Source organism: Comamonas sp. UBA7840 (assembly GCF_002501455.1).
GTDB classification, from domain to species: Bacteria; Pseudomonadota; Gammaproteobacteria; order Burkholderiales; family Burkholderiaceae_C; genus Comamonas; species Comamonas jiangduensis.
Map to the genome: position 1 here is coordinate 34,346 of NZ_DLTI01000023.1, position 12,349 is coordinate 46,694.

Annotated in this window: 10 protein-coding genes; 4 read left to right on the forward strand and 6 right to left on the reverse strand. The window is 61.5% G+C overall.

Translation table 11 applies throughout. The features are described 5' to 3' along the window. Window positions 1–86: 86 nt before the first annotated feature. From pyk to B3R00_RS08215, 4 genes are all read right to left on the reverse strand, one after another. Window positions 87–1,523: a pyruvate kinase gene (pyk, locus tag B3R00_RS08200; RefSeq protein WP_219164859.1), complete on the reverse strand. Its 1,437-nt coding sequence runs from the start codon at window positions 1,521–1,523 to the stop codon at window positions 87–89. Between the two features lie 67 nt (window positions 1,524–1,590). After that, on the reverse strand, window positions 1,591–2,967 hold the full coding sequence (locus B3R00_RS08205; protein WP_174863295.1) for an aminopeptidase P N-terminal domain-containing protein: 1,377 nt from the start codon (window positions 2,965–2,967) through the stop codon (window positions 1,591–1,593). Window positions 2,968–3,063: 96 nt separating this feature from the next. Then, entirely contained in the window at window positions 3,064–3,810 is a 747-nt protein-coding gene (locus B3R00_RS08210) for a TSUP family transporter (RefSeq protein WP_286998581.1), read from the reverse strand. Between the two features lie 136 nt (window positions 3,811–3,946). Continuing rightward, the gene (locus B3R00_RS08215; protein WP_286998583.1) at window positions 3,947–4,732 is read right to left on the reverse strand and encodes a nucleotidyltransferase family protein; all 786 of its coding nucleotides are present in this window, start codon (window positions 4,730–4,732) and stop codon (window positions 3,947–3,949) included. A 161-nt stretch (window positions 4,733–4,893) separates the two neighbouring features. Here B3R00_RS08215 and tkt point away from each other — a divergent pair, with 161 nt between their 5' ends. Next, entirely contained in the window at window positions 4,894–6,936 is a 2,043-nt protein-coding gene (gene tkt / locus B3R00_RS08220; RefSeq protein WP_286998585.1) for a transketolase, read from the forward strand. 99 nt (window positions 6,937–7,035) lie between these two features. Next, window positions 7,036–8,034 (forward strand): type I glyceraldehyde-3-phosphate dehydrogenase, encoded by a 999-nt coding sequence (gene gap, locus B3R00_RS08225; protein ID WP_286998587.1) that lies wholly within the window; start codon window positions 7,036–7,038, stop codon window positions 8,032–8,034. Window positions 8,035–8,253: 219 nt separating this feature from the next. Here the strand turns inward: gap and B3R00_RS08230 are convergent, their stop codons facing one another. After that, complete coding sequence (locus B3R00_RS08230; protein ID WP_219163186.1) at window positions 8,254–8,514, reverse strand: hypothetical protein; 261 nt, start codon at window positions 8,512–8,514, stop codon at window positions 8,254–8,256. A gap of 487 nt (window positions 8,515–9,001) precedes the next feature. Between B3R00_RS08230 and B3R00_RS08235 the strand changes: the two genes are divergently transcribed. After that, entirely contained in the window at window positions 9,002–10,408 is a 1,407-nt protein-coding gene (locus tag B3R00_RS08235) for an aspartate ammonia-lyase (protein WP_286998590.1), read from the forward strand. Window positions 10,409–10,536: 128 nt separating this feature from the next. Here B3R00_RS08235 and B3R00_RS08240 read toward each other — a convergent pair whose 3' ends face one another. Further along, window positions 10,537–10,908, reverse strand: a complete 372-nt coding sequence (locus B3R00_RS08240; protein ID WP_174863538.1) for an HPF/RaiA family ribosome-associated protein — start codon at window positions 10,906–10,908, stop codon at window positions 10,537–10,539. A 370-nt stretch (window positions 10,909–11,278) separates the two neighbouring features. Here B3R00_RS08240 and B3R00_RS08245 point away from each other — a divergent pair, with 370 nt between their 5' ends. Further along, entirely contained in the window at window positions 11,279–12,151 is an 873-nt protein-coding gene (locus tag B3R00_RS08245; RefSeq protein WP_286998591.1) for a gamma-glutamyl-gamma-aminobutyrate hydrolase family protein, read from the forward strand. Window positions 12,152–12,349: the final 198 nt, after the last annotated feature.

The window sequence follows — 12,349 nt, forward strand, 5'->3', positions numbered from 1 at the left end:
TTAACCGCCCATGCCCAGCCTGGCGATGGCGTGTGGCAATCGCCTTGGCAGCCGGCACGGTTGCAGGCCTGTGCAGGCTGTGTTTTTTACTGCACGCGGCAAATTTGCAGCATGTTGGAGCCCCCGGGCTGGCCCATGGGCTCACCGCAGGTGATGGCATACACATCGCCGGACTGCACAATGCCGCGCATGCGCAAATGGCCTTCCGCCTGCACCAAGGCTTTGTCACGCTCCGCGCTGGTGTCCATCAGCAGGGGGCGCACATTGCGGTACAGCGCCATTTTGCGCTGGGTGCTGATGTTGGGAGTCAGTGCGTAAATCGGGGTGTGAATGCGGTGGCGGCTCATCCACAGCGCGGTCGAGCCACTTTCGGTCATGGCCACAATCGCTTTGGCGCCCAGTTTGTTCGCTGTGAACAGCGCACCCAGTGCAATCGCCTGGTCAATGCGCGTGAATTCACGCTCGCCAAACTGCGCGTCTTGGCGGCGGTCTTCGGCGGCTTCGGCAGCGGCGCAAATTTTGGCCATCTCGCGCACGGTTTCCAGCGGGTATTTGCCGGCGGCGGTCTCGGCGCTCAGCATCACGGCATCGGTGCCGTCCAGCACCGCATTGGCCACGTCGCTCACTTCGGCGCGCGTGGGCACGGGGTTGGTGATCATGCTTTCCATCATCTGCGTGGCGGTGATGACCACCTTGTCCATCTCGCGCGCCATGCGGATCATTTTCTTTTGCAGCGCAGGCACAGCCGCATTGCCTACTTCCACCGCCAAGTCACCCCGCGCGACCATGATGCCGTCGGAGGCCTTCAAGATTTCTTCAAGGCGAGGAATGGCCTCCGCACGCTCAATCTTGGCAATCAAACCGGGGCGGTGCTGGCCGGGCGCGCAGGCCACGGTGCACAGCTGGCGCGCCATCTCCATGTCGGTCGCGTTTTTGGGAAAGCTCACCGCCACATAGTCGGCGCCCAGCGCCATGGCGGTCTTGATGTCTTCCATGTCCTTGGCGGTCAGCGCAGGCGCGGTCAGGCCGCCACCTTGCTTGTTAATGCCCTTGTTGTTGGACAGCTCACCACCAATCGTCACTGTGGTGTGCACGGCAGCGCCCAGCACGCGGTCCACCGTGAGCACGATCAGCCCGTCGTTGAGCAGCAGCACATCCCCGGATTTGACATCGCGCGGCAGCTCTTTGTAGTCCAGGCCAACGCCTTGGAAATCGCCCAGTTCGGTGCGCGAGGCATCCAGCACAAACGGCGCGCCTTCTTGGAGCATCACTTTGCCTTCGGCAAACTTGCCGACGCGGATCTTGGGGCCTTGCAGGTCGGCCATGATGGCCACTTCACGGCCGGCCATCACGCCAGCTTCGCGCACCGCTTTGGCGCGGTCGATATGGTCTTGCGCGGTGCCGTGGCTGAAGTTCAGGCGCACCACGTTCACCCCGGTGGCAATCATTTTGGCCAGCAGTTGCACGTCGCTGGATGCAGGGCCCAAGGTCGCCACAATCTTGGTGGCGCGGCGGATATACAGGTCTTGCAAGCTCATACTTTCCTTTGTTGACTGGCGTTCCAACATTGCAGTTTTACAGTTGCAACGTTCAGCGCATTAACGCTTCAATTTCGGCGGCCTCTACAGGCACATCGCGGGTGATCAGTTCACAACCCGTCTCGGTCACCACGGCATCGTCTTCAATGCGAATGCCGATGTGGTGGAACTGCTCGGGCACACCGGGCGCCGGGCGCACGTAGATGCCAGGCTCGATGGTGGTCACCATGCCGGGGCGCAAGATGCGGCTGGGGCGGGTGATGACCTCGCCCGACAGGGGGTCTGTGCGTGTGCTGCTGTGGGCCAGCTCACTCATCTCCACATAGCTGCCGCAGTCGTGCACATCCATGCCCAGCCAGTGGCCCGTGCGGTGCATGTAGAACTGGAAGTAGGCACGCTGGGCAATCACGTCCTGCGCATTGCCGTATTTGGATTTGTCCAGCAGCCCGACATCCAGCATGCCTTGCGCCAGCACCGCCACGGTGGCGTCGTGCGGGTCGTTGAAGCGGTTGCCGGCCTTGGTGGCCGCAATCGCGGCTTTCTGGCTCTCCAGCACCAAGTCATACAGCGCGCGCTGCGGGCCGGTGAAGCGGCCATCGGCCGGGAAGGTGCGGGTGATATCGCTGGCATAGCCTTCCAGCTCGCACCCCGCATCAATCAACACCAGATCACCGCTGCGCACGGGTGCTTTGTCGGCCCGGTAGTGCAGCACGCAGGCGTTCGGCCCGGCGGCGACGATGGAGTCATAGGCCACGCCTTCGGCACCGCCTTGGCGAAATTCATGCAGCAGCTCGGCATCGAGGTGGTATTCGCGGCAGTCTTGCCCCGCACGCAGCATGCGTGCGCTGCGCTGCATGGCGCGGATGTGGGCACGGGCGCTGATCTGCCCCGCACGACGCATGATGGCCAGTTCGTGCGCGTCTTTGATCAGACGCATTTCGTCCAGCAGCGTGCAGACATCACCTTGCTGACTTGGGCACAGCGCCCCGGCACGGGTGCGGGCACGCACGCTGCCCAGCCAGCCTTCCACACGGGCGGCCCAGCCTTCGTGCGTGGCAAACGGCCACCAGACGGTGGCCTGGTTTTCCAGCAGGCGGGGCAGGCGCTGGTCGATCTCATCCCATGAAAACGCCTCGCTCATGCCCAACGTAGCCACGGCCGCTTGCGGGCCCAGGCGGTAGCCGTCCCAAATTTCGCGCTCTAGGTCTTTGGGCTGGCAAAACAAGGTGCTGCTGCCGTCGGCCTTGAGTACCAGGCAGGCGTGGGGCTCCGTAAAGCCGGTCAGGTAATAAAAATAGCTGTCGTGGCGAAACAGATAGCTGTTGTCGCGGTTACGGCCACGCTCTGCAGCCGTGGGAATGATGGCGATGCCGCCATCGCCCAATTGGGCAGCCAGACGGGCGCGGCGTTGTGCGTAAACAGAGGTCATAGCAGCTATCGTAGCGCCGCTGCGAGGCACTGCGCCGCACAGGGCCTGCGAGAGCCTGCTGACCAAGGGTCATCAAGCCCCTCCTGTGGGAGGCCGCTACGACAGCAGCATGCTCACCCCGGCGATCAGCAGCAGGCTGCACACCATCCACTGCAGCATGCGGGTGGACAGCGGCGGGGGAAACTTCACCAGCAGCCACGTCACGCCCGCCACCACCGGCACGGCCACGGCAGCGGTGATGAGCGATGACAGCGACAACTCGCCCGCCGGAATCACAATCCCCAGGCGCAGCACCACATTCGCCAAAAACATCACCATCAGGCACTGGCGCACCAGCACAGGCGACAGCGGCTGGCGGTACAGGTGGTAGACCATGGGCGGCCCCGACGTGGAAAACAGCCCGCCCAGCAGGCCCGACAGCAGGCCCGCCACCCAGTTGGCCAGCTTGCCCGAGAGCGTGGCGCGCTGCTGTTTTTGCAGCAGCAACATGATGGCGCAGGCAATGATGGTCACGCCCAGCAACATGCGCAGCACGCGCACCGAATCGCCGCTGAGCCAGTGCAGCAGCGCCAGCCCACCCAGCACGCCCAGCAAGCTGCTGGCCAAAATCGGCTTGAGCAAATCCCAGCGCGGCTCAAAGGGGTGGCTGCGCAAATACACCAAGCCGTTGACCAGCGACAGCAAGCCCGCCACATTCGCCGCATCGGCAATCGGCATCAGGTGTAAGGCACCGGCCAGGCCCACAAAAATCAGCCCAAAGGCAAAGCCCGTCAGGTTCTGGCAGGCCGAGGCCAGCACCACCACCCCGATCAGCCACCCGTAGGTGCTCCATTCCACGTCCATGTCTGCATCCATCAACGGCGTTTGCCCCCGCCGTTGCTGTGGGGAAATTGAAAAAAGAAGGAGCGGCTTGCGCAGCTCCTATGCCTGATTTAACTATCTTTCATAAGCAAATGCACTGCACACATGCGACAGCCGCTCACTTTTTATATGCAGCCGCTTCTGCAGCGTTGAGCTGGGCCAAGCGTTCGGGCGTGCCCACATCGGTCCAGCGCCCGGTGTAGAGGGTGGCGCCGCAGCGGCCTGCATCCATCGCCCGGCGCAGCAGCGGTGCCAGCGGCGCAGCCACGCCCGTGGGGTTGCCTGCTGCCAGCTCACACCACGGCGCGGTCAACAGCTCGGCTTTGAGCAAGGCGATGGTGCTGTAGGTCCATCGCGGCAGCGCGTCGCGGCTGATGTCTGCAGGCGGCAAATTCAAAGCCCGCCCCGTGCCGCTGCCCGGCGCGCTTTCGTCCAGGCCAAAGTCGCCTTGCACGTGGTGCGCGGGGTTGGGCACCAGCCACACATGGGCCAGGTCGTTCGACTGCACAAAGGCCTGTGCGGCAGCGGCATCAAACACAAAGTCCGGGGCAAACACATCGCCTGCGGCCAGCCAGAACGCCTCCCCCAGCAAGGGCAGGGCACGCGCGATACCGCCTGCGGTTTCCAGCGCATGGCCAAAATCTGCTTGCTCGTGCGAGTACTGCAGCAGCATGCCCTGCTGCGGCCACCGCGCATTCAGGTGTGCAGGAATCTGCGCGCCCAACCACGCAGTGTTGACCACCACCTTGCGCACACCGTCGCGCTGCAAAGCAGCCATGTGCCAGTCCAGCAAAGGCTGGCCCTGCACGGCCAGCAAGGGCTTGGGGGTGGTGTCAGTCAGCGGGCGCATGCGCTCGCCGCGGCCTGCGGCCAGTAACATGGCGGGAAGGTTTGCAAAAGTCATGGGCTACCAGTTTTTCGTGCGTGTTTTCTTGCGTGCACATGCGTGCAACAGCCCTCACTGTAGGCGATGCAGGGGGCTATGTAATTGCATGGAAACCGGCTCGGGCCCACATCGGTAAAATCTCGCCATCTTTGAATCAATCCCTCCGGAATCACCTTCCCATGGCAAACACCCCAATGATGGCCAACGCAATCCGCGCTCTGGCTATGGACGCAGTGCAACAAGCTAACTCCGGCCACCCCGGTGCCCCCATGGGCATGGCCGACATGGCGGTGGCGCTGTGGAGCCGCCACCTCAAGCACAACCCCGTGAACCCCCACTGGGCCAACCGCGACCGCTTCATTCTGTCCAACGGCCACGGCTCGATGCTGATTTACGCGCTGCTGCACCTGAGCGGTTACGACCTGCCCATGGAAGAGCTCAAGAACTTCCGCCAGTTGCACAGCAAGACCGCAGGCCACCCCGAAGTGGGCATCACCCCTGGCGTGGAAACCACCACCGGCCCACTGGGCCAGGGCATCACCAATGCCGTGGGTTTTGCACTGGCTGAAAAGCTGCTGGCTGCCGAGTTCAACCAGCCCAAGCACGAGATCGTCGACCACCACACCTTCGTGTTCATGGGTGACGGCTGCCTGATGGAAGGCATCTCGCACGAAGCCGCTTCGCTGGCTGGCGCCTGGAAGCTGAACAAGCTGATCGCCCTGTGGGACGACAACGAAATTTCCATCGACGGCAAGGTCACGCCCTGGTTTGCCGACAACACGCCTGCACGCTTTGAAGCCTACGGCTGGAACGTGATCCGTGACGTTGACGGCCACAACGTGGACGCCGTGGACGCAGCGATTGCTGCTGCCAAGAAGAGCAAGGACAAGCCCACCCTGATCTGCTGCAAGACGCACATCGGCAAGGGCTCGCCCAACCGCGCCAACACCTCCAAGGCCCACGGCGAGCCACTGGGTGCCGAAGAAATCGCACTGACCCGCGCCGCACTGGGCTGGACGGCAGCTCCGTTTGAAATCCCTGCTGACGTGTACGCCGACTGGGATTGCAAGGCCAACGGCAAGAAGCTGGAAGCTGCCTGGAACAAGAAGTTCGCGGCCTACGCCAAGGCTTTCCCCGCACAAGCGGCCGAATTCACGCGCCGCATGGCCGGTGAGCTGCCCGCCAACTTCCTGGAAGTGGCCGCACAAATCGCCTCTGCAGCCCACGACACCGCCGCTACCGTGGCCAGCCGCAAGGCCAGCCAGCTGGCCCTGGAAGGCCTGACTGCAGCCCTGCCTGAACTGCTGGGCGGCTCCGCCGACCTGACAGGCTCCAACCTGACCAACACCAAGTCCACCCCCGCTTTCCGCGTGGACGCCAAGGGCGCAGTGGTCAAGACCGAAGAGGGCCAGATCGGCCGCCACATCAACTACGGTGTGCGTGAGTTTGGTATGGCCGCCATCATGAACGGCGTGGCGCTGCACGGTGGTTACATCCCCTACGGCGGGACGTTCATGACGTTCTCCGACTACAGCCGTAACGCCATCCGCATGGCTGCGCTGATGAAGCAGCGCGTGATCCATGTGTTCACGCACGACTCCATCGGTCTGGGCGAAGACGGCCCCACCCACCAGTCGATCGAACACGCTGCATCGCTGCGTTTGATCCCCGGTCTGGACGTATGGCGCCCCGCTGACACCACGGAAACTGCCGTGGCCTGGACCGTGGCTCTGAGCCAAAAGAACAAGCCCACCGCACTGCTGCTGAGCCGCCAGAACCTGGCCTACGCACCCAAGAGCGAAGATGCGCTGGACCACATCGCCAACGGTGCGTACGTGCTGTCCGAGCCCAAGGATGTGGGCATCAAGGGCAAGGCCCAGGCCGTGATCATTGCCACCGGCTCCGAAGTGCAACTGGCTTTGGCCGCACAGAAGATGCTGGCTGCGCAAAAGATTGGCGTGCGCGTGGTTTCCATGCCCAGCACCACCACCTTCGACAAGCAGGACGTGGCGTACAAGACCAGCGTGCTGCCTGCCGGCATCCCCCGCATCGCGGTGGAAATGGGCGTGACCGACTTCTGGTGGAAGTACGGCTGCGCCGCCGTAGTGGGTATCGACACCTACGGCGAATCGGCACCTGCCCCTGTGCTGTTCAAGCACTTTGGCTTCACAGCAGAGAACGTCAGCGCCACCGTGATTGAAGCGATCCAGCGCAACAAGTAATTGATGCAACAGCACCCGCCCCGGCCTTGGCCTCGGCGGGTGTTTTACGTACAGTCGAACCAGTTTTCTTATCTCCCCTATCCATAGCAAGAGGCAACTATGACTATCAAGGTTGGTATCAACGGCTTCGGCCGCATTGGCCGTAACGTACTGCGTTCCGCCATCCAGAACTTCTCGGACATCGAAATCGTTGGCATCAACGACCTGCTGGAGCCCGACTACCTGGCGTACATGCTCAAGTACGACAGCGTGCACGGTCGCTTTGACGGTGAAGTTTCGGTTGAAGGCAACACCCTGGTGGTCAACGGCAAGAAGATCCGCCTGACCCAAGAGCGTGACCCTGCCAACCTGAAGTGGAACGAAGTGGGCGCGGAAGTGGTGATCGAATCCACCGGCCTGTTCCTGACCGACGAAACCGCCCGCAAGCACATCGCCGCTGGCGCCAAGAAGGTCATCATGTCGGCCCCCTCCAAGGATGCGACCCCCATGTTCGTCTTCGGTGTGAACTGCAAGACCTACGCCGGCCAGGACATCATCTCCAACGCTTCGTGCACCACCAACTGCCTGGCACCCGTGGCCAAGGTGCTGAACGACAAGTGGGGCATCAAGCGCGGTCTGATGACCACCGTGCACGCAGCCACTGCCACGCAAAAGACCGTGGACGGCCCTTCCAACAAAGACTGGCGCGGTGGCCGCGGCATTCTGGAAAACATCATCCCCTCCAGCACTGGCGCAGCCAAGGCCGTGGGCGTGGTGATTCCTGAGCTGAACAAGAAGCTGACCGGCATGTCCTTCCGCGTGCCTACGTCCGACGTGTCTGTGGTCGACCTGACGGTGGAGCTGAACACCGAAGCTTCCTACGAAGAAATCTGCGCGGAAATGAAGGCGCAATCCCAAGGTGCTTTGAAGGGCGTGCTGGGTTACACCGAAGACAAGGTGGTGGCCACCGACTTCCGTGGCGAGACCTGCACCTCCGTGTTCGATGCTGAAGCCGGCATCGCCCTGGACAAGACCTTTGTGAAGGTCGTGGCCTGGTACGACAACGAGTGGGGCTACTCCAACAAGTGCCTGGAAATGGTGCGCGTGGTGGCCAAGTAATCCTTGCGGATTACAAGCAAATAGGCTGCTAACGCTTGCTGGACAAGCGCTAGCAGCTATTAAAAAAGCCAAGTCTCATAACTTGGCTTTTTTTATTGGCACTGCACGATACCCGGCATGCCTCCACCAGCAGCCCTGTGCCCCAATAAGCCCAGCGCCCCCAGCGCGCAAAAAAGCCAGCACAAGGCTTGCGCTGAGCAGGCGGGGCAACGGCGGCGCCTAGGACAAGATCACGATGCTGCCTTCGTCCACATAGAACAAAAATTCATCGCGGGCCACCGTCACGGTCACGGGCTGGCCTTCGCTCAGCCATGACAGCACCATGCTGGCAATCGCTACGTCGACCTGCACTTCCAGCCCCACAGGAATGTCGTCCGTGGGGCCATCGCCCACGCGGTGCTGCACACGGCCTTCAATACGTGCCATAAAGCGCTCGGGCAGCGCGGTGCTGATCGCGGGTGTCTGTATTGCAGTCGTCATAAGGTCCTCCTTGTTGTGTGGCAGCGCGGCTCAACGCCGCGCCTTCTGGCTCCAATGTAACCACAGCCCTGCACAGCGTCTGTCAGCAAGGTTGCCATATGCGCCCTCGCAAGCGTTTCGAAATGTTTTTCATGCAGAGCACTCTGTGCATCCGCACCAGTTTGGACTCGTTATTCGCACTATTTCAGTGCGAAATTCGTCGAAAAACAACCTAACTATGCTTTTTATTCATTTTGATGCCTATTTATTCATCTAATTCATACTTTTTGCACCCATAAAGCGCAGTCACAACGCATGTATGCACAAACACAGTGCAACCCATGCAAAAAAGATTTCATAATTCATGCATCGCCCTGCTCCACTGGGCCCCGCACACGCAGCGCTTTCGGTGGAACAGGGCGTTGCCACGTATGCCTTGAAACGCCGCCTGCTGGGCGGCGTTTGCACGTGCGTCCCGCCTGTTTTATTGCATCAGAGAGTGATAGCTATGCGCCAAGAGAGCGACTTTTTGGGTCCCAAGGACATTCCCGATAACGCCTACTGGGGCGTGCATTCGGCCCGTGCGGTCGAGAACTTTCCCATCACGGGCCGCACGGTTGCCAATATGCCCGCGCTGGTGCGTGGCTTTGCCTACGTGAAGAAGGCCGCTGCTGCAGCCAATCTGGCTATGGGTGCCATCAACCAGCAGCAAGCCGATGCCATCGCCAAGGCCTCTGACATCTTGATCGCTGGCCAGCACCATGAGCAGTTTGTGGTGGATGTCATCCAGGGCGGTGCAGGCACCTCGACGAACATGAATGCCAACGAGGTGATTGCCAACATCGCCTTGGAAACCCTGGGGCTGCCCAAGGGCCGCTACGACGTGATCCACCCCAACGACCACGTCAACGCTTCGCAATCCACCAACGACGCCTACCCCACAGCGGTCAAGCTGGCCACCTACTTTGGCATCCAAGACCTGCTGGCCGCTCTGGCCGCGCTGCGCGGCGCCTTCCAGGCCAAGGCTGAAGAATTCAAAGACGTCCTCAAGATTGGCCGCACCCAGCTGCAAGACGCCGTGCCGATGACGCTGGGCCAGGAATTCAGCGCCTTTGTCTCGATGATTGCCGATGACGAAAAGCGCCTGCGTGAATCCGCCTACCTGATGTGCGAGATCAACATGGGTGGCACCGCCATTGGTACCGGCATCAACGCCCCTGTGGGCTATGTCGACGTGGTGGTACCCAAGCTGGCCGAATTCTCGGGCGTGCCCGTGGTCAAGGCCGCGGACTTGATCGCCGCCACCGGCGACACCGGCGCATTTGCCGACATTTCCGGCATTTTGAAGCGCATTGCCGTCAAGCTGTCCAAGATCAGCAATGACCTGCGCCTGCTGTCTTCCGGCCCCCAGGCCGGTGTGGGCGACATCAAGCTGCCCGCGCGCCAAGCGGGCTCGTCCATCATGCCCGGCAAGGTCAATCCCGTGATCCCCGAAGTGATGAACCAGGTGTGCTTTGAAGTGATCGGCAACGACGCCGCCATCACCATGGCTGTGGAAGCCGGGCAGCTGCAACTGAATGCCTTCGAGCCTTTGATGGCCTGGGCACTGCACCAAAGCCTGAGTCACCTGAGCAATGCCTGCAAGACCTTGCAAGTGAACTGTGTAGAAGGCATTGAAGCCAACACCAGCCTGCTGGATGCGCGCATTGCCGAGTCCGTGACCCTGGTGACCGCCCTGAACCCCATGATTGGCTACGAAAAGGCGGCCCAAATTGCCAAGACGGCCATCGCTTCGGGCAAGCCGATTGCCGTGGTGGCAGAAGAGCTGGGCATCATGAGCCAAGCCAAGATGAAGTCGCTGCTGGTAGCCGACAAGCTGACCACGCCCGGCGCTTTGACCGCAGAAACCGTGTAAGCCATACCGCTTTCAACGCGCCCTGGAGCACCCATGTAGCGCCTATGAAAAAAGCCATGACCTGAGCAGTCATGGCTTTTTTCGTTGAAAGATGTCAGTGCGTCAGTGAATCAGACTGCGGCTGGCAATTAGCCCTCTGTGCCGGTGGCGGCGTCATCCACCCCGCGCACGCTCTCACGGCCATGTTTTTCGCGCACCTTGTCCAGATCGGCTTCCACGGCACGGCGCAGTTTCTCAAGCGCCGCGTTAAAGGCGTCTTTGACCTTTTCTGCCTCGGCGTTCACGGCAATCGGCGGGCGGCCGTTGGCCCGGGTTTCCAGCACGCATTTCTTGCCGGGGCCCCCAGTGGCCTTGAGCGCATCTACGCCGGTGAGGAACACTTCCACACGCACCACGTACTCCTTCAGCCGAGCCAACTTGGTGTTGATCTCTTCTTTGGCCCATGTTTCCAGCGAATCGCCACCCTGGATGGTTGCGTCGGTATGGACTTGTACTTGCATGCTCTCTCCTTGTCGCCAAATGCCGTGCCGTTCATCGCACAGCGGGTTTTGCTGAGGCCAGCAGAAATCAGGTCTTGGCTACATCCTAGCAGTGCCGGGCGCGCTTGCAACCTGCTGCTTGACATGGACAGTGTGGGGGAAAATTAACGGCCTGCAAGTCGGCAGACGGCGGAATTTTGATCCGCATCAACCGCTGCGCGGTCTGGTACACGCCCGGGGCAACCGACCTTCCCTCGGTCTTATAGGGTTTTTCTGCACGACCAAACCGCGCTGCACCGCCCGCACGCCCAGCGGCTGCCGCCGCTCTCCTACATGACAAAACCGCAGCACCCGGTTACAAACAAGGCCATCCCTTGCTCTGCCTGCTGCCATGTCGCCACCCGCCAAGCGCCGACTCAAAATCGGCTTATCTGCCTGTTTCTCGCACGCCGACCCCAGCCGCCCCCTGTTCACAGGCAAAACCCTGCAATACGTAGAGCAATCGATTGCGCACTGGATCATGTCCAGCGGCGCCATGGTGGTGATGGTGCCTTGCCCCATGGGCGAGACTGCCAAGGGCGATGTCACGCTGGCGCATTACGCCGAGTGGCTGGACGGCGTGGTCATGCACGGCGGCGCCGATGTCTGGCCCGGCAGCTATGGCGAAGAACCCCTGCGTCCCGAGTGGCTGGGCGACCGCGTGCGCGACCTGTATGACCTGGCCGTGGTCGAGGCTTTCAGCCAGGCGGGCAAACCCATTTTTGGTGTGTGCCGTGGGCTGCAGCTGATCAACGTGGCCTTTGGCGGCACGCTATACCAAGACATCCTGACCCAGGTACCCGGCGCGCAGATGCACCGCAATGCCACCATCTACGACCGGCACCAGCACGACATCCACATCGTCAAAGGCTCGCGCCTGGCGCAGCTGTACCCTAACACCTACATGGCGCGGGTCAACAGCATTCACCACCAAGGCATCAAAACCGTGGCACCGGAGTTTGCGGTGGAGGCGTGGAGCGTGCCCGACCACATTCCCGAGGCCATCTACCGCCACGCCCCCGGCAAAAGCTATATCGCCGCCACCCAATGGCACCCAGAGTTCCACAACCCTGACAGCCCCACCATCGACAGCGGCGTGCTGCTGGGCGACTTTCTCGCGGCCTGCCAGCGCGCCAAATTTCAGCCCGCGCACGGGCACAGCCCCTTCCAGATCCGCGACCGTGCCGCGCGCTTGCTGCGCCGCGCCTTGCTGCGCAGACGCTAAAAAAGAGAGCTGTCAGCGCAATATTGAACATGATTTCAGATAGATAAGCATCTAAAACCATTTACCAATAAGCGCAAGCAGCTCTCTTTTTTAATTATTCAACCAACAAAAAACCGCCCTGAGGCGGTTGCTGCAGAGGCTGAAGCCCACAGTCTTTGCGCAGCGCCGTGCCCACTACCCGGCCCAACGCAGGTTAGC

Bases quoted from the DNA above. Each gene is read 5' to 3' on its own strand.
- B3R00_RS08205 (WP_174863295.1), bottom strand. From the start codon at position 2,967: ATGACCTCTGTTTACGCACAACGCCGCGCCCGTCTGGCTGCCCAATTG.
- B3R00_RS08210 (WP_286998581.1), bottom strand. From the start codon at position 3,810: ATGGACGTGGAATGGAGCACCTACGGGTGGCTGATCGGGGTGGTGGTG.
- B3R00_RS08215 (WP_286998583.1), bottom strand. From the start codon at position 4,732: ATGACTTTTGCAAACCTTCCCGCCATGTTACTGGCCGCAGGCCGCGGC.
- tkt (WP_286998585.1), top strand. From the start codon at position 4,894: ATGGCAAACACCCCAATGATGGCCAACGCAATCCGCGCTCTGGCTATG.
- gap (WP_286998587.1), top strand. From the start codon at position 7,036: ATGACTATCAAGGTTGGTATCAACGGCTTCGGCCGCATTGGCCGTAAC.
- B3R00_RS08230 (WP_219163186.1), bottom strand. From the start codon at position 8,514: ATGACGACTGCAATACAGACACCCGCGATCAGCACCGCGCTGCCCGAG.
- B3R00_RS08235 (WP_286998590.1), top strand. From the start codon at position 9,002: ATGCGCCAAGAGAGCGACTTTTTGGGTCCCAAGGACATTCCCGATAAC.
- B3R00_RS08240 (WP_174863538.1), bottom strand. From the start codon at position 10,908: ATGCAAGTACAAGTCCATACCGACGCAACCATCCAGGGTGGCGATTCG.
- B3R00_RS08245 (WP_286998591.1), top strand. From the start codon at position 11,279: ATGTCGCCACCCGCCAAGCGCCGACTCAAAATCGGCTTATCTGCCTGT.